The sequence below is a fragment of the Enterobacter sp. A103 genome, assembly GCF_034427535.1.
In the GTDB taxonomy this organism is placed as follows: domain Bacteria; phylum Pseudomonadota; class Gammaproteobacteria; order Enterobacterales; family Enterobacteriaceae; genus Enterobacter; species Enterobacter asburiae_B.
Genome location: NZ_JAXQPQ010000001.1, coordinates 733,861 through 750,662, shown reverse-complemented (window position 1 = coordinate 750,662; position 16,802 = coordinate 733,861). Strand labels below are relative to the sequence as shown.

General features: G+C 51.2%; 15 protein-coding genes. 10 read left to right on the top strand and 5 right to left on the bottom strand.

Translation table 11 applies throughout. The features are described 5' to 3' along the window. Positions 1-21: 21 nt before the first annotated feature. Positions 22-435 (bottom strand): histone-like nucleoid-structuring protein H-NS, encoded by a 414-nt coding sequence (gene hns / locus SPH27_RS03655; RefSeq protein WP_008502781.1) that lies wholly within the window; start codon positions 433-435, stop codon positions 22-24. A gap of 549 nt (positions 436-984) precedes the next feature. On the opposite strand from hns, the gene tdk reads away from it, so the two are divergent. Next, positions 985-1,599 carry a thymidine kinase gene (tdk, locus tag SPH27_RS03650; RefSeq protein WP_182073007.1) on the top strand — a complete coding sequence of 205 codons (615 nt, stop codon included), beginning with the start codon at positions 985-987 and terminating at the stop codon, positions 1,597-1,599. 66 nt (positions 1,600-1,665) lie between these two features. Here tdk and adhE read toward each other — a convergent pair whose 3' ends face one another. Then, entirely contained in the window at positions 1,666-4,344 is a 2,679-nt protein-coding gene (adhE, locus tag SPH27_RS03645) for a bifunctional acetaldehyde-CoA/alcohol dehydrogenase (RefSeq protein WP_023312099.1), read from the bottom strand. A gap of 478 nt (positions 4,345-4,822) precedes the next feature. Between adhE and SPH27_RS03640 the strand changes: the two genes are divergently transcribed. The 7 genes from SPH27_RS03640 to SPH27_RS03610 all read left to right on the top strand — a co-directional run bounded on the left by SPH27_RS03640 (position 4,823) and on the right by SPH27_RS03610 (position 12,710). Then, the gene (locus SPH27_RS03640) at positions 4,823-5,470 is read left to right on the top strand and encodes a YchE family NAAT transporter (protein ID WP_023312098.1); all 648 of its coding nucleotides are present in this window, start codon (positions 4,823-4,825) and stop codon (positions 5,468-5,470) included. A gap of 770 nt (positions 5,471-6,240) precedes the next feature. Beyond that, positions 6,241-7,872 carry an oligopeptide ABC transporter substrate-binding protein OppA gene (gene oppA / locus SPH27_RS03635; RefSeq protein WP_033145757.1) on the top strand — a complete coding sequence of 544 codons (1,632 nt, stop codon included), beginning with the start codon at positions 6,241-6,243 and terminating at the stop codon, positions 7,870-7,872. 84 nt (positions 7,873-7,956) lie between these two features. Beyond that, positions 7,957-8,877, top strand: coding sequence for an oligopeptide ABC transporter permease OppB (oppB, locus tag SPH27_RS03630; RefSeq protein WP_008502786.1), 921 nt, complete (start codon positions 7,957-7,959; stop codon positions 8,875-8,877). A gap of 14 nt (positions 8,878-8,891) precedes the next feature. Continuing rightward, positions 8,892-9,800, top strand: coding sequence for an oligopeptide ABC transporter permease OppC (gene oppC, locus SPH27_RS03625; RefSeq protein ID WP_023312096.1), 909 nt, complete (start codon positions 8,892-8,894; stop codon positions 9,798-9,800). An 11-nt stretch (positions 9,801-9,811) separates the two neighbouring features. Next, positions 9,812-10,825: an ABC transporter ATP-binding protein gene (locus tag SPH27_RS03620; RefSeq protein WP_023312095.1), complete on the top strand. Its 1,014-nt coding sequence runs from the start codon at positions 9,812-9,814 to the stop codon at positions 10,823-10,825. Then, entirely contained in the window at positions 10,822-11,826 is a 1,005-nt protein-coding gene (gene oppF, locus SPH27_RS03615) for a murein tripeptide/oligopeptide ABC transporter ATP-binding protein OppF (protein ID WP_023312094.1), read from the top strand. Before SPH27_RS03620 ends, oppF begins: the two co-directional genes overlap by 4 nt. 14 nt (positions 11,827-11,840) lie before the next feature. After that, a complete protein-coding gene (locus SPH27_RS03610; protein WP_048975814.1) occupies positions 11,841-12,710 on the top strand; it encodes an ion transporter in 870 nt (289 codons plus the stop codon). Between the two features lie 31 nt (positions 12,711-12,741). Here SPH27_RS03610 and SPH27_RS03605 read toward each other — a convergent pair whose 3' ends face one another. After that, positions 12,742-13,071 (bottom strand): HI1450 family dsDNA-mimic protein, encoded by a 330-nt coding sequence (locus SPH27_RS03605; protein ID WP_006810881.1) that lies wholly within the window; start codon positions 13,069-13,071, stop codon positions 12,742-12,744. A gap of 33 nt (positions 13,072-13,104) precedes the next feature. Continuing rightward, a complete protein-coding gene (gene cls, locus SPH27_RS03600) occupies positions 13,105-14,565 on the bottom strand; it encodes a cardiolipin synthase (RefSeq protein ID WP_029741729.1) in 1,461 nt (486 codons plus the stop codon). Positions 14,566-14,709: 144 nt separating this feature from the next. On the opposite strand from cls, the gene SPH27_RS03595 reads away from it, so the two are divergent. Together SPH27_RS03595 and leuE are read left to right on the top strand one after the other, a co-directional pair. Further along, positions 14,710-14,883: a YciY family protein gene (locus SPH27_RS03595; protein ID WP_086379783.1), complete on the top strand. Its 174-nt coding sequence runs from the start codon at positions 14,710-14,712 to the stop codon at positions 14,881-14,883. Between the two features lie 109 nt (positions 14,884-14,992). Next, on the top strand, positions 14,993-15,628 hold the full coding sequence (leuE, locus tag SPH27_RS03590) for a leucine efflux protein LeuE (protein WP_023312092.1): 636 nt from the start codon (positions 14,993-14,995) through the stop codon (positions 15,626-15,628). Positions 15,629-15,738: 110 nt separating this feature from the next. Here the strand turns inward: leuE and SPH27_RS03585 are convergent, their stop codons facing one another. After that, complete coding sequence (locus SPH27_RS03585; protein WP_000111939.1) at positions 15,739-16,749, bottom strand: tyrosine-type recombinase/integrase; 1,011 nt, start codon at positions 16,747-16,749, stop codon at positions 15,739-15,741. Positions 16,750-16,802 lie beyond the last annotated feature (53 nt).

Here is a 16,802-nt window from a genome sequence, read left to right as displayed (position 1 = left end):
ATTTTTCTGAATACGGCTGGATTAATCCTTGATCAGGAAGTCGTCCAGCTGTTTACCTTGTTCGTCCATGGCTTTCTTGATAACAGCAGGAGTGCGGCCCTGGCCAGTCCAGGTTTTAGTTTCGCCGTTCTCGTCAACGTAGCTATATTTAGCAGGACGAGCAGCACGCTTGGCTTTAGTACCAGTTTTAGCTGCAGCCATGCTGTTCAGCAATTCATTTGGATCGATACCATCAGCAATCAGCATTTCACGATATTGCTGCAGTTTACGAGTACGTTCTTCGATTTCAGCAGCAGCTGCGCTTTCTTCTTCACGACGTTCATTAACTACAACTTCTAATTTTTCCAGCATTTCTTCAAGCGTTTCGAGGGTGCATTCTCTTGCCTGCGCACGAAGAGTACGGATGTTGTTCAGAATTTTAAGTGCTTCGCTCATTGTAGTAATCTCAAACTTATAATGGGGGGTGGTTTGTTGACCTAATAATAGAGCCATAAATTCAGTTGTGCAATAGCCAGGAATGTAAGGAATTCAAAAAATACTAAATAATGCCGCTATTATTAATTACGCTAACTTAAATTTCATCACCCAACAGTCTCGTTTGTTATCAGCTAACCCGGCTGGACCCGGTCGATTGCCTCTTTTTTTTGTGACATTTACCGAAGGAATTATAGTTGCGGCGGAGAAATATCAGCCTTTTGTATTAGTTCCCCTCCGTGATGTTAAGAGTGAAATAGTTAATAAATAGTGAATTTTAATGAACGGCGATTCCACTATAAAATGCAGTGTTATGTTTGGCTAAACATATAACATATTGGCCAGGCTGAAGGAGTTTACTTCATGTTTTAGCGGGTTATTTTCATGAAAAGAAGGTTGTGAACTCCGTGCTGAAACGCTTCCTCTGTGTGCTACATCGCTGATGACCAGACAAATTATGGTACAATGAATCATCGGGAATATTACACATTGATTAGGGTTTTACGGCCAATGGCACAACTTTATTTCTACTATTCGGCAATGAATGCCGGGAAATCCACCGCGTTGCTGCAATCCTCGTACAATTACCAGGAGCGCGGGATGCGTACCGTTGTTTATACGGCTGAAATTGACGATCGCTTTGGCGCAGGGAAGGTGAGCTCCAGAATAGGGCTCTCGTCGCCTGCCAGACTGTTTAACCCGAAAACCGATCTATATGAGGACATTCGTACAGAACATGCTTTGCAGCCCATTCACTGTGTTCTGGTAGATGAGAGCCAGTTTCTGACGCGTGAACAGGTTCATGCCCTTTCAGAGGTGGTTGATGAGCTCGATATTCCCGTGCTGTGTTACGGCCTGCGTACGGATTTCCGCGGTGAGCTCTTTGCTGGTAGCCAGTATTTGCTTGCCTGGTCGGATAAGCTTGTCGAATTGAAAACAATCTGCTTCTGCGGTCGAAAAGCCAGCATGGTGCTTCGTCTTGACCAGGCCGGGAAACCTTATGCAGATGGCGAGCAGGTGGTGATAGGCGGTAATGAACGCTATGTTTCAGTCTGTCGTAAGCATTATAAAGAAGCGTTGTCTGTAGGCTCGCTGACGGCGATTCAACACGACAACAGGCAATAACGCCACCCTTGTTATACAGACATAAAAAAACCCGCCATAAAGGCGGGTTTTTTCTTCTGCTTTCAATTAAGCGCTTTTCTTCGCTTTCTTGTCAGCTTTGATGACAGGAACTTCTGTTTTCACAGCGGCAACGTCACCTTCTTTGAACTCACGACCGTAGAAGGTATCCAGCAGAATCTGTTTCAGCTCGGAGATCAGTGGGTAGCGCGGGTTAGCACCAGTACACTGGTCATCGAATGCATCTTCAGACAGCTTATCTACGTGAGCGAGGAAGTCAGCTTCCTGAACGCCTGCTTCACGGATAGATTTTGGAATACCCAGCTCAGCTTTCAGGCTTTCCAGCCATGCCAGCAGTTTCTCAATCTTCGCAGCAGTGCGGTCACCCGGTGCGCTCAGACCAAGGTGGTCCGCGATTTCAGCGTAACGACGGCGCGCTTGCGGACGGTCGTACTGGCTGAAAGCAGTCTGCTTGGTTGGGTTGTCGTTAGCGTTATAACGGATAACGTTGCTGATCAACAGGGCGTTCGCCAGACCGTGAGGAATGTGGAACTGTGAACCCAGCTTGTGCGCCATAGAGTGGCAAACACCCAGGAAGGCGTTCGCAAACGCGATACCGGCGATGGTAGCTGCACTGTGAACGCGTTCACGTGCTACTGGGTTTTTAGACCCTTCGTTGTAGGACGCTGGCAGGTTTTCCTTCAGCAGTTTCAGCGCCTGCAGAGCCTGACCGTCAGAGAACTCAGATGCCAGCACAGAAACGTAAGCTTCCAGGGCGTGAGTTACCGCATCCAGACCACCGAACGCACACAGTGATTTCGGCATCTCCATGACCAGGTTTGCATCAACGATAGCCATGTCTGGGGTCAGTGCATAGTCAGCCAGTGGATATTTCTGACCTGTTGCATCGTCCGTTACTACTGCGAATGGCGTAACTTCTGAACCGGTACCGGAAGTGGTGGTTACCGCGATCATTTTCGCTTTTACACCCATTTTCGGGAACTTGTAGATACGTTTACGGATGTCCATAAAGCGCAGCGCCAGTTCTTCGAAGTGGGTTTCAGGATGCTCGTACATGACCCACATGATTTTCGCGGCGTCCATTGGGGAACCACCACCCAGTGCGATAATCACATCTGGTTTGAAGGAGTTAGCCAGCTCAGCACCTTTACGCACAACGCTCAGAGTAGGGTCAGCTTCAACTTCAAAGAACACTTCAGTTTCTACGCCAGCCGCTTTCAGTACAGAAGTGATCTGGTCAGCGTAGCCGTTGTTGAACAGGAAACGGTCAGTCACGATGAGCGCACGTTTGTGGCCATCAGTAATCACTTCATCCAGCGCGATTGGCAGAGAGCCACGGCGGAAGTAGATAGATTTCGGAAGTTTGTGCCACAACATGTTTTCAGCTCGCTTAGCAACGGTTTTCTTGTTGATCAGGTGTTTTGGACCAACGTTTTCAGAGATGGAGTTACCACCCCAGGAACCACAACCCAGAGTCAGGGAAGGTGCGAGTTTAAAGTTGTACAGGTCACCGATACCACCCTGAGAAGCAGGGGTGTTAATCAGGATACGTGCAGTTTTCATCATCTGACCGAAGTGGGCAACGCGTTCTGGCTGGTTGTCCTGGTCGGTGTACAGACAAGACGTGTGACCGATACCGCCCATGGCAACCAGTTTCTCGGCTTTCTCTACCGCGTCTTCGAAATCTTTCGCACGGTACATGGCAAGCGTTGGAGACAGTTTTTCATGTGCAAACGGCTCGCTTTCGTCAACAACTTTCACTTCACCGATCAGGATTTTGGTTGTTGCCGGAACGGTAAAGCCTGCGAGTTCAGCAATTTTGTAAGCCGGCTGACCCACGATAGCAGCGTTCAGTGCGCCATTTTTCAGGATGATGTCCTGAACGGCTTTCAGCTCTTTGCCCTGCAGCAGGTAGCCGCCGTGGCTGGCGAAACGTTCACGAACTGCGTCGTACACGGAATCAACAACAACAACAGACTGTTCAGATGCACAGATCACGCCGTTATCGAAGGTTTTAGACATCAGTACAGACGCAACGGCACGTTTGATGTCAGCAGTTTCGTCGATAACAACAGGAGTGTTACCGGCGCCCACACCGATCGCTGGTTTACCGGAGCTGTATGCGGCTTTAACCATGCCAGGACCACCGGTCGCCAGGATCAGGTTAATGTCCGGGTGATGCATCAGCGCATTGGAGAGCTCAACAGAAGGTTGGTCGATCCAGCCGATCAGATCTTTTGGTGCGCCAGCAGCGATCGCCGCCTGCAGGACGATATCCGCAGCTTTGTTGGTCGCGTCTTTCGCACGTGGGTGTGGAGAGAAGATGATTGCGTTACGGGTCTTCAGGCTAATCAGTGATTTGAAGATAGCTGTAGACGTTGGGTTAGTTGTCGGAACAATACCGCAGATGATGCCGATAGGTTCAGCGATGGTGATGGTACCGAAGGTGTCGTCTTCGGACAGCACGCCACAGGTTTTCTCATCTTTATAGGCGTTATAGATATACTCGGAAGCAAAGTGGTTTTTGATCACTTTATCTTCCACGATACCCATGCCGGATTCGGCAACGGCCATTTTAGCGAGAGGGATTCGAGCATCTGCAGCAGCCAGTGCGGCCGCGCGGAAGATTTTATCAACCTGTTCTTGGGTGAAATTGGCATATTCACGCTGGGCTTTTTTAACGCGCTCGACGAGGGCGTTCAGTTCAGCGATATTAGTAACAGCCATAATGCTCTCCTGATAATGTTTAAACTCTTTTAGTAAACCAGCGCTCGATACGTCACACAGTATAGACAGAGCCGATACGACTTGCGTAACACAAAGTAAAACAAAGAGTTACTTTCTGCGTCAGCACACTAATTTACTAAAAGAGCCTTACCTTAGCATCATCCCTTTTTGTCAGGTGATCTCCCTGGGGGCGTAACCAAGATTACTCACTTCTGAGTACGGAAATCATGATCTGCGTCAATTTTCCCCCAAGCTGATACCTTTCAGCAGGGTTATTTCGTTGAGATTTTTCAAGTGTTAAATAATTACGTAAGTAATGGAAGCGACGCTATCATTGATTATACATATGTTTAACATCCTGAAATGATAACGTTTTGCCACAGATTTCGAGTGAAGTATGCTAATAAAAAGGGTATCTTCAGCGCGATTTCTCATGACAAAGTGTCAGTCCCGGGCATGTGTATAAGCGGAGCAAAACGTGATCCAAACGCTCTTTGATTTTCCAACGTATTTTAAATTTTTTATTGGTTTGTTTGCCCTGGTCAACCCGGTGGGGATCATTCCTGTCTTTATTAGTATGACGAGTTACCAGACGGCGGCGGCGAGGAATAAGACCAACCTCACCGCTAACCTGTCAGTGGCTATCATATTGCTCACCTCCCTTTTTCTTGGGGACGCCATTCTCCAGCTCTTCGGGATTTCGATTGACTCGTTCCGCATAGCGGGTGGGATCCTGGTCGTGACCATCGCCATGTCCATGATCAGCGGTAAGCTGGGCGAGGATAAACAGAACAAGCAGGAGAAGTCAGAAACCGCCATCCGCGAAAGTATTGGCGTGGTGCCGCTGGCCTTGCCGCTCATGGCTGGCCCTGGCGCCATCAGTTCAACCATTGTCTGGGGCACGCGTTACCATAGCCTGATGCACCTGATTGGCTTTTCCGTTGCCATTGCACTTTTCGCGCTCTGCTGTTGGGGAGTATTCCGCATGGCGCCCTGGCTGGTGCGACTGTTGGGGCAGACGGGCATTAACGTCATAACGCGTATTATGGGCCTGCTGTTGATGGCGTTAGGGATTGAATTCATCGTTACAGGAATTAAAAGCATTTTCCCCGGTTTGCTGCACTGATATTTCGTATGAAAGAACGGAGCCACGGCTCCGTTTTTTTACGTCATTATCAGTAAATCCTATAACTAAAGTTGAAATGCTCACATATCATAATAAATTCTACTAATAATGTTCATTGCTTGTATTTCAACAAGTTATTAATTCCCGCCAAACCCGCGTGCGCAGAAAACCTTCGATCGACCTGTTATTTTACTCACATGATACTCTGGGGCTTGCTGAGAGATAACCGAAATGATATTAGTAAATTCAACATTCCCCTAGATGAATGTGCTAAATAATAACCAGTTGTTAAATTTTTGTACAAAATCACTCGATGATAGCGCAGCGACGCGCGTGTAGAGAAAAATTTCTCTATCTTATTGAATGTCATGATTTTTAAGTGGTGTTCGATGTCCGGCAGGGCTGCCCTCAACGATGCGGTACTCACCGTAAAAGAGAATTGCTTAACAAATTTGCAAAATGTATTGGCGCGCGTTTACGCCATTTGATACTTTCCGGCCTAATATTTTGCAGCATAAAACAAGCAGATGAGAATTATTTTCATATAGTTCTCTTCTCAGATATCCAGTGCAGGTCTCAAACAGGGGAGGCCTGTAAAGAATCGACGCAAGACGGCCATACGAGCGGTCAGTAATAAAAAAGTCGGTGATAGCAAGCAGTAAAAGAAGAACCTGACAGCAGCAAAAAAAACTCCTGCGCTGTACAGGCCCCAAAAGGGGATTACACAGCTGGCGAAGGCCAGTCATTATAATGAGTGGAGTACCAACACAATGTCCATCATCACAAAAAAAAATCTGGTAGCGGCGGGGATTTTAACTGCGCTAATCGCGGGCAACGCTGCAATGGCTGCGGACGTTCCTGCAGGTGTTCAACTGGCGGAGAAACAGACGCTGGTGCGTAACAACGGTGCGGAAGTTCAGTCTCTTGACCCGCACAAAATTGAAGGTGTTCCTGAGTCTAACGTTAACCGCGACCTGTTCGAAGGCCTGCTGGTGACAGACGTAGACGGCCACCCGGCGCCGGGTGTTGCAGAAAAATGGGAAAACAAAGATTTCAAAGTCTGGACCTTCCATCTGCGTAAAGATGCGAAATGGTCCGACGGTACACCGGTCACGGCCGAAGATTTCGTTTATAGCTGGCAGCGTCTGGCGAATCCAACCACCGCTTCTCCGTATGCGAGCTACCTGCAATATGGCCACATCGCCAATATTGATGACATCATCGCGGGCAAAAAACCTGTTACCGACCTGGGCGTAAAAGCGATCGATGCCAATACCTTTGAAGTGACGTTGAGCGAACCTGTTCCGTACTTCTATAAGCTGCTGGTTCACCCGTCCGTCTCCCCGGTACCAAAATCCGCCGTGGAAAAATTTGGTGAGAAATGGACGCAGCCTGCCAATATCGTGACCAACGGTGCCTATAAGCTGAAAGACTGGGTGGTCAACGAACGTATGGTGCTTGACCGTAACCCGCAGTATTGGGATAACGCGAAAACCGTTATTGACCAGGTGACCTACCTGCCAATTTCGTCCGAAGTGACTGACGTTAACCGCTATCGCAGCGGTGAAATCGACATGACCTATAACAACATGCCGATTGAACTGTTCCAGAAACTGAAAAAAGAGATCCCTAAAGAAGTTCACGTCGATCCGTACCTGTGCACCTATTACTATGAAATCAACAACCAGAAAGCACCGTTTACCGACGTACGTGTTCGTACCGCGCTGAAGCTGGCACTGGATCGCGATATCATCGTGAACAAAGTGAAAAACCAGGGCGATCTGCCGGCGTACAGCTATACCCCTCCATACACCGATGGCGCAAAACTGACCGAGCCAGAGTGGTTTAAACAGACTCAGGAACAGCGTAACGCAGAAGCGAAGAAACTGCTGGCCGAAGCGGGTTACACCGCAGATAAGCCGCTGACCTTCAGCCTGCTTTACAACACTTCCGATCTGCACAAAAAACTGGCTATCGCCGTTGCCTCAATCTGGAAAAAGAACCTGGGCGCGAACGTGAAGCTGGAAAACCAGGAGTGGAAAACCTTCCTCGACAGCCGTCATCAGGGCACCTTTGATGTGGCACGAGCTGGCTGGTGTGCGGACTATAACGAACCGACCTCCTTCCTGAACACCATGCTGAGCGACAGCTCGAACAACACCGCGCACTATAAGAGCCCGGCGTTCGACAAGCTGATTGGCGACACGCTGAAAACCACTGACGAAGCACAGCGTACAGAACTGTACTCTAAAGCCGAGCAGCAGCTGGATAAAGATTCCGCGATCGTTCCGGTTTACTACTACGTTAACGCCCGTCTGGTGAAACCGTGGGTAGGTGGATATACCGGTAAAGACCCGATGGATAATATCTACGTTAAAAACTTGTATATTATCAAGCATTAATGGCAATGAGTGGGGCGGGCATGCTCGCCCCACGGTGTCTAACCAACGTCACATAATATAGGCACACGCCAGAAGGTACGGGCAATGTTGAAATTTATCCTACGTCGCTGTCTTGAAGCGATTCCAACGCTATTTATTCTCATCACGATTTCCTTCTTCATGATGCGTCTTGCGCCGGGCAGTCCATTTACCGGTGAGCGTACGCTGCCGCCTGAAGTCATGGCGAATATCGAAGCGAAATACCACTTGAACGATCCTATTTCCACCCAGTACTTCAATTACCTGAAGCAGCTGGCCCACGGCGATTTTGGACCGTCATTTAAATATAAAGACTATTCCGTTAACGACCTGGTCGCGTCCAGCTTCCCGGTTTCGGCTAAGTTGGGTGCTGCGGCATTTATTCTGGCCATCGTTTTCGGGGTCACCGCAGGCGTCATCGCCGCGCTCAGACAAAATACCAAATGGGATTATGCCGTAATGGGGGTGGCAATGACCGGGGTAGTGATACCCAGCTTCGTTGTCGCGCCATTACTGGTGATGATATTTGCCATCACGCTGAAGTGGCTGCCTGGAGGCGGCTGGAACGGCGGGGCACTGAAGTTCATGATTTTGCCGATGGTGGCATTATCTCTGGCGTACATCGCCAGTATCGCGCGTATCACCCGTGGTTCAATGATCGAAGTGCTGCACTCGAACTTCATTCGTACCGCGCGCGCTAAAGGGCTGCCGATGCGTCGGATTATCTTCCGCCACGCGCTCAAACCGGCGCTGTTGCCCGTGCTTTCCTACATGGGACCGGCATTCGTCGGGATCATCACCGGCTCTATGGTTATCGAAACAATCTACGGCCTGCCCGGCATTGGTCAGCTGTTCGTTAACGGCGCGCTCAACCGCGACTATTCGCTGGTGCTGAGCCTGACCATTCTCGTCGGTGCGCTGACCATTCTCTTTAACGCTATCGTCGATGTGCTGTATGCCGTCATCGACCCGAAAATTCGTTACTAACGCTGGAGCACGCCATGATGTTGAGTAAGAAAAACAGCGAGGCGCTGGAAAACTTCAGTGAAAAACTGGAAGTAGAAGGTCGTAGCCTCTGGCAGGACGCGCGCCGTCGCTTTATGCACAACCGTGCAGCGGTTGCCAGTCTGGTTGTTCTGGTGATCATCGCGCTGTTTGTGACCCTAGCGCCGATGCTGTCGCAATTTACCTATTTCGACACCGACTGGGGCATGATGTCCAGCGCGCCGGATATGGAATCAGGCCACTATTTTGGCACGGACTCCTCGGGACGCGATCTGCTGGTGCGTGTCGCTATCGGTGGCCGTATCTCGCTGATGGTCGGTATTGCTGCCGCGCTGGTGGCGGTGATCGTGGGTACGCTCTACGGTTCACTTTCCGGCTACCTCGGCGGCAAAATAGACTCGGTAATGATGCGTCTGCTGGAAATCCTGAACTCCTTCCCGTTCATGTTCTTCGTCATCCTGCTGGTGACCTTCTTCGGCCAGAATATCCTGCTGATCTTCGTGGCTATCGGGATGGTTTCCTGGCTGGATATGGCGCGTATTGTTCGCGGCCAGACGCTGAGCCTCAAACGCAAAGAGTTTATCGAAGCCGCGCAGGTAGGCGGCGTATCTACCGGGAATATCGTGGTTCGCCATATCGTTCCTAACGTGCTGGGCGTGGTGGTGGTTTATGCCTCACTGCTGGTACCAAGCATGATCCTGTTTGAATCTTTCCTGAGCTTCCTGGGTCTGGGTACACAAGAGCCACTGAGCAGCTGGGGCGCGCTGCTGAGCGATGGCGCAAACTCGATGGAAGTTTCACCGTGGCTGCTGCTTTATCCGGCGGGTTTCCTGGTCGTTACCCTGTTTTGTTTTAACTTTATCGGCGATGGCCTGCGTGATGCCCTCGACCCGAAAGACCGTTAAGGAGCGCCGTCATGACAATTATTGAAACGGCCACTGCGCCACAGGCGCAACAGCAGAATAACCTTCTGCTGGATGTGAAAGACCTCCGCGTGACCTTTAAAACGCCGGACGGGGATGTTACCGCCGTCAACGATCTCAACTTCAACCTGCGCGCGGGTGAAACGCTGGGGATCGTAGGGGAATCCGGTTCCGGAAAATCCCAGACTGCCTTTGCGCTGATGGGCCTGCTGGCTGCTAACGGCGTGATTGGGGGCTCCGCTAAATTCAACGGTCGCGAAATCCTCAACCTGCCGGAACACGAGCTGAACAAGCTGCGCGCTGAGCAGATCTCGATGATTTTCCAGGATCCCATGACCTCGCTGAACCCGTATATGCGCGTAGGCGAGCAGCTGATGGAAGTCCTGATGCTGCACAAAGGCCTGGGCAAAGCGGAGGCCTTTGAAGAGTCGGTCAAAATGCTGGATGCGGTGAAAATGCCGGAAGCGCGCAAGCGTATGCGCATGTTCCCGCACGAGTTTTCTGGCGGTATGCGTCAGCGCGTGATGATTGCGATGGCGCTGCTGTGCCGGCCAAAGCTGCTGATTGCCGATGAACCTACCACCGCGCTGGACGTTACCGTTCAGGCGCAGATCATGACCCTGTTGAACGAGCTGAAGCGCGAGTTCAACACGGCGATTATCATGATCACCCACGACCTGGGCGTAGTGGCGGGCATCTGTGACAAAGTGCTGGTGATGTACGCCGGTCGTACCATGGAATACGGTAAAGCGCGCGATGTCTTCTATCAGCCAGCCCATCCGTACTCGATTGGTCTGCTGAACGCGGTGCCGCGTCTTGATGCAGAAGGGGAATCTCTGCTCACCATTCCGGGCAACCCGCCAAACCTGCTGCGACTGCCGAAAGGCTGTCCGTTCCAGCCGCGCTGCCCGCACGCGATGGAAATCTGCAACAGCGCTCCGCCGCTGGAAGAGTTTGCACCAGGCCGTCTGCGCGCCTGCTTTAAGCCGCAGGAGGAGCTGGTATGAATGCATTAGATGAAAAACGCAACGTGCTGCTCGAAATTGCCGATCTTAAAGTGCATTTCGACATCAAAGACGGCAAACAGTGGTTCTGGCAGCCGCCGAAGACCCTGAAAGCGGTGGATGGCGTCACGCTGCGCCTGTACGAAGGGGAAACCCTGGGCGTGGTGGGAGAGTCCGGCTGCGGTAAATCGACCTTTGCGCGAGCCATTATCGGTCTGGTCAAAGCCACCGACGGTAAAGTGGCCTGGCTGGGTAAAGACCTGCTGGGCATGAAGCCCGACGAGTGGCGCGAGGTGCGCAGCGATATCCAGATGATTTTCCAGGATCCGCTGGCATCATTAAACCCGCGCATGACCATCGGTGAGATTATTGCCGAGCCGCTGCGGACCTATCATCCGAAGATGTCTCGTCAGGAAGTGCGCGACCGCGTGAAGGCGATGATGATGAAAGTCGGCCTGTTGCCAAACCTCATCAACCGCTATCCGCATGAGTTCTCCGGCGGTCAGTGCCAGCGTATTGGTATTGCCCGTGCGCTGATCCTCGAACCGAAGCTGATTATCTGCGATGAGCCGGTTTCCGCGCTGGACGTGTCCATTCAGGCGCAGGTGGTTAACCTGCTGCAGAAACTGCAGCGCGAAATGGGGCTGTCGCTGATCTTCATCGCGCATGACCTGGCCGTGGTGAAACACATCTCTGACCGCGTGCTGGTAATGTATCTGGGGCATGCCGTGGAGCTGGGCACCTATGACGAGGTGTACCATAATCCATTGCACCCTTACACCAGAGCGCTGATGTCCGCGGTGCCGATCCCCGATCCGGATCTGGAAAAGAATAAAACGATCCAGCTTCTGGAAGGGGAATTACCCTCACCGATTAACCCGCCGTCAGGCTGCGTCTTCCGCACGCGCTGCCCGATGGCCGGGCCGGAATGTGCTAAAACGCGACCGGTTCTGGAAGGCAGTTTCCGACATGCGGTTTCCTGCCTGAAAGTAGACCCGTTATAATCGCAAGGGCTGACATGATGTCAGCCCTTATTTTTTGCGAGGTAACTGTGTCGCGTTTATTCACGTCAGCCCGTCGGCGGCTATATCATTTTTTATTCGATCCTGAAACGGTTTCCGGGCGACGCTTTGAAGGTCTGTGCGGTTTATTTGCGCTCCTCAGCGTGGTTGTCATCTTTATTGAATCGGGTGCCGGGACGCAATACCACCTGACGTTTGACGAATGGCATATCTTTGTCTGGCTTGAGCTGGCGATTACCCTGGTTTTTACCGCTGAATATCTCCTCCGGGTAATAGCCTGGCCCAATCCGGCCAGATATGTTTTCAGCTTCTGGGGATTTATCGATTTAGCCACCATCCTGCCGCTCTATGTCATGTGGCTGTGGCCGGAGATTAGCCTGAGTTATGTCTTTGCCTGGCGCGCGATGCGCGTGATTCGGGTATTACGTATTCTGAAATTGCTGCGTTTTATGCCGTCATTACGCGTGTTCTGGAGTGCGATCGTCAGCGCCCGGCATCAGCTTATTTTGTTCTACTCGTTTATTGCCATCGTCATGATTGTTTTTGGCGCGCTGATGTATTTAATAGAAGGGCCCAAATATGGCTTTACGACGCTCAATGCGTCCGTCTACTGGGCCATTGTGACCGTCACGACCGTGGGCTACGGTGATATCACGCCCCATACGCCACTGGGGCGCATCGTGGCGTCAGTGCTGATTTTGATTGGCTATTCGGTAATTGCGATCCCGACGGGACTTATTACCACACACATGAGCAGCGCCTTCCAGAACCGCAAGCAGCAGCGCAAGTGTCCTCATTGCCAGCAGGGCGAACATGAACACAGCGCGCGGTTTTGTTACCGCTGCGGCAGTGAATTGCCGGAGTAAATAAAAAAGGCTGCAATCGCAGCCTTTTTTATTATTCGCGCCAGAGAATATGGCACAGCTTGTGGTCTTTCTCGCGACAGAGCAGGACGCGGGCGAAAATATCGTTAATTTCGCCGCCGTCTTCATCGGCCAGCCCAATCACCACTTCGGCAAAGAAGTCAGGATTCAGGTCGAAATCCACATGCTCAGCCCAGTCTTCTGAAGGGTCGAACAATTCAGCGCCGCCGCGCTCTTCGAACTGTAGATTAAAGAGGATCACGTCTGCGGGATCGAGGTTATCAACCGCCAGTTCGAGAAAAATGTCATAGGCCTGCTCGAGCGTTTCGTCTTCGGTCAGGCGATTGTTCAGATCCATTTCCATGATGACTACCTGTTTAACATCGTTGGGCACGTTTTACAGCAACGGACTAAAGAAGTAAAACAGTCGTTCGGCAATTCTCTGCCACATCGGACGTTTTACCCACAGTCTGGCATCCAGCAGCCGCGAGCGGGAGATATAATCATCCTGCACCGCCGCAAGGTCGCCGCCAAAGCCAGCATCATCAATGACCAGCGTGATTTCAAAGTTAAGCCACAGGCTGCGCATATCCAGGTTGACCGTGCCCACCAGGCTCAGCTCACCGTCGACAAGAACGCTCTTGGTGTGGAGCAATCCGCCTTCAAACTGATAAATTTTTACCCCTGCGGCCAGCAGTTCGCTAAAGAATGCCCGGCTGGCCCAGCCCACCAGTAGGGAGTCATTTTTGCGTGGCAAAATGATGCTCACATCGACACCGCGCTGCGCGGCGGTACAGATCGCGTGCAGGAGGTCGTCGCTGGGGACAAAGTAGGGCGTCGTCATGATCAGATATTCACGCGCCGAGTAGGTTGCCGTCAGCAGCGCCTGATGGATTAAGTCTTCCGGGAAGCCCGGCCCGGAAGCAATGGTATGAATGGTGTGACCGCTGGCCTCTTCAAACGGCATAATATTGCCGTCCGGCGGTGGCGGCAGGATACGCTTGCCGGTCTCTATTTCCCAGTCGCAGGAATAAACGATGCCCATCGAGGTGGCAATCGGCCCCTCCATTCGCGCCATCAAATCAACCCATTGACCTACGCCCGAGTCCTGTTTGAAGAAGCGCGGGTCAACCATATTCATGCTGCCGGTGTAGGCAATATAGTTATCGATCATGATCATTTTGCGATGCTGACGGAGATCCATCCTGCGCAGAAACACGCGCAGGAGATTTACCTTCAGCGCTTCAACCACTTCTATCCCGGCATTACGCATCATGCCCGCCCAGGGGCTACGGAAAAATGCCACGCTACCCGCGGAGTCAAGCATCAGGCGGCAGTGAATGCCGCGACGCGCGGCGGCCATCAGCGATTCAGCGACCTGGTCAGCCATCCCGCCGGGCTGCCAGATATAAAAAACCATCTCGATATTATGACGCGCCAGCTGAATATCGCGGATTAACGCCTGCATGACGTCGTCGGACGAGGTCAGCAGCTGCAGTTGATTGCCCTTAACGCCGCCAATCCCCTGACGGCGCTCGCACAGCTTAAACAGTGAGGAGGCGACGCTGCTGTTCTCCTCGGCAAAAATATGTTTGCAGGCCTTAAGATCGTTCAGCCACTTCGCGGTGGAGGGCCACATGGCACGGGCCCGCTCGGCGCGGCGTTTACCCAGATGAAGCTCACCGAAAGAAAGATAGGCAATAATTCCCACCAGCGGGAGAATGTAAATGATCAGAAGCCAGGCCATGGCAGAGGGTACGGCTCTGCGCTTCATCAGGATGCGTAATGTCACACCCGCGATTAACAGCCAGTATCCCAAAATGACCAGCCAACTCACCACGGTGTAGAAGGTTGTCATAGGTAAAAAAATCCTTTTGAAAGCGTATTGTTATGAGTGTACGCATCAGGATTCATCTGGCAAATAAAAACGCCAGGTAAAAGCGCTGGTTTGCTGCCGGGTTGGGTTTATAATGGCGACTCTGTAAGTTAAAGAGTTGTAGACATGAAGCGCAGTAGAACAGAAGTAGGGCGCTGGCGCATGTTGCGACAGGTGAGTCGTCGCAAGGCTCGTTGGCTGGAAGCACAATCCCGCCGCAATATGCGTATTCACGCCATCAGAAAATGTGGATTGACCAGGCACCGCAATGCGTTGCTGTTCGCAGTCCAGGATATCTGAAACCATGAGGGCACCGTAACGGGTGCCCGCTGATTTTATAGCGACTGATTTTTTAGGAATAGCGTATTTGCAGCGATATTCCTGTTGTGTTTAGCAAAAGGAGGGAGAAGTGTTTGCGGAGTTTGGCGTACTGAATTTCTGGACGTATGTTGTCGGCGCATTTTTTATCGTGCTGGTGCCAGGGCCGAATACCCTGTTTGTGCTAAAAACCGGGATCGGTCACGGCGTTAAAAAAGGGTATCTTGCCGCCACGGGCGTATTTATCGGCGATGCGGTTCTGATGTTTCTGGCCTGGGCGGGCGTCGCGGCATTAATCCAGACCACGCCGGTACTGTTTAATATCGTGCGCTATCTTGGGGCTTTCTATCTGCTCTGGCTGGGGGGCAAAATGCTCTGGTCAGTGGTGAACCGCCAGAAAAACGCGCATGAGAGCGGCCCCGAACCGGCCAGTATGATCATGAAACGTTCGCTGGTATTAAGCCTGACCAATCCCAAAGCGATTCTGTTCTACGTATCGTTCTTCGTTCAGTTCATTGACGTGAATGCGCAGAGCACCGGCACTTCTTTCCTGATCCTCGCGACGACGCTGGAATTAATAAGCTTTATGTATATGAGCTTCCTGATCTTCTCAGGCGCGTTTGTAACGCGTTATCTGAAAACGAAAAAGAAACTGGCAAAGCTGGGGAACGGGCTGATAGGGCTGCTGTTTGTCGGGTTTGCGGCGAGGCTAGCGTCGCTGCATTGATGGTTTGAAAGGCTCCTGAGGGAGCCTTTTTAATGTCTGGCGTAACTGGAAAGCCGCGCCAGACAAGGCTTCACGTTTTACTACTAGCAGTCAAAAGCCATAAAAAGCGGCTAGGGTGTGGACACATTGTGGACACTCTGACCACCATTTGCACCCTTCAACGGGTTAAGCGAAATCGCGTCCTGCAGGTACTGAGGAGCGAAGTGCGCATAGACCATTGTCTGCGCAATTTTCGTATGACCTAAGATCCTCTGCAGTGTAATGATGTTGCCTCCGTTAATCATAAAGTGCGTGGCGAAAGAGTGTCGTAGCGCATGTGTTGCTTGTCCCGCCGGTAAATCGGGCTTAACCTCTTTGAGGGTTCGCCTGAAGTCAGCATAACTGGCCTCAGGAAACAGAAAGCCTCGTGTTTTGCCGACTACGTAAGCCGCAACATCATCAGAGATCGGGACCGTGCGCGGTGTGTTGGTTTTCGTCTTAACGAAAGACACCCGGTTATGAATCACGTTCTCCGCCTTTAACCGTGCCGCTTCTCCCCATCTTGCCCCGGTACTCAAACACAAAACCGCAATTTTACGATTATCACCTGAGAGCGCTGCTAGTAAGGCGTCAATTTCTTCAAGAGTGAGATAGCCCGTTTCGGCTGTCTGCTCTTTCAGTTTTTTGAATCCCCTGAATGGATGCTCACCGTTATACAGTTCTGACTCAATCAGGGTTGTAAACATCCCACCTAGCGTGATCAGGTCGCGGTTGATGGTGGTTGGCTTAATACCTTCACCCCGGCGTTGAGCACAATATTGCGTTATCAGGCTCTTGGTGATCTGGAAAGCGCACGGATTTCCGGTCATCGTTTCGAAACGCTCAATTTTCCTGAGATAAGATTGACCGTGTTCCTCATGTTTACCTTTCAGCTTCCACCACAACTCTTTCAGTTCCGACAATTGGCGTTTGTCCGTTGGTTTTGAAAGCCATTCCTTTGAGTGATGGTTATATTGAGTATGCTTTTCAAAAGCCATCGCCTCGCTTTTCTTGTCGAACTTCCGACGGATGCGTTTTCCGTTACGCCCAGCCGGTCTAATGTCCACTTCATATCGACCATCATCGAGCTTTTTAACAGACATAAAGCCTCCCGATGATGTTACTGCGTACTTCAATTTCCTGATTTAGATAACAA